The organism is Enterobacter cloacae complex sp. P16RS2 (assembly GCF_014982155.1).
Taxonomy (GTDB): domain Bacteria; phylum Pseudomonadota; class Gammaproteobacteria; order Enterobacterales; family Enterobacteriaceae; genus Enterobacter; species Enterobacter cloacae_M.
On the sequence record NZ_JADCKW010000028.1, the window covers coordinates 140,751 to 141,398 of the forward strand.

Here is a 648-nt window from a genome sequence, read left to right on the forward strand (position 1 = left end):
GCTCCACGCCGGGCGTGGAGGTAGAGCGTGCGCAGGAAAGGGCGGTCGCTTTCCTGCCAGGGGCGAATCACAATTGCGTTAGCGGTGATAGAAAATATCTCCATTGTAGGCTTTGTAGATCTTGCCATCAGCATCGCCGATCAGCACGTAGTTCTCACCCATATAGGTCCAGTGGGTTCCGGCATCCGGAGCCGGCAGGTTACGCAGCTGATACTGTTTGATGGTGTACTCCGGAGTTTGATACTGCGCCGGCGCCGTGTCGCCAATCTTGAATTTCGTAAAGTCAGCGATGAACTCTTGTTCTTCATAGGCCTTGATGCCGGATGGCGCAGCGGCCGTTTGCGGGGCAGCGAATGCAGATCCCGCCAGAGACAGTAATACACCCAGAAGCAGCAATTTACGCTTAGCCATTTTTTCTCCAGTGATATCGTTATAGATACTTTTCGTCTGCAGGTCGTGCAAAGCGGAGCAGACAGTCCATTTTAAGTATCAACGCAGGGTATGTTTGAAAAAAAATGTAACAAAAGTGGACGGTTTTGTGTAGTCGAATGGGATGATGTTTATCACTGTGGTGAATATTGCCTGCTCAGTATATTTTTAAAATTTATTATTTCACTAATTAATTCTGAAAATAACTTTTGATGTCAA

At 47.4% G+C, this 648-nt stretch carries 1 protein-coding gene and 1 pseudogene; both read right to left on the reverse strand.

What is annotated here, in order from left to right:
• A pseudogene (locus INF68_RS23290) lies at positions 1–128 on the reverse strand (GNAT family N-acetyltransferase); the annotation flags it as partial.
• Positions 79–411, reverse strand: a complete 333-nt coding sequence (locus INF68_RS17890) for an RcnB family protein (protein ID WP_023336316.1) — start codon at positions 409–411, stop codon at positions 79–81. The gene INF68_RS17890 and the pseudogene INF68_RS23290, both read right to left, overlap by 50 nt.
• Between the last annotated feature and the right edge of the window lie 237 nt (positions 412–648).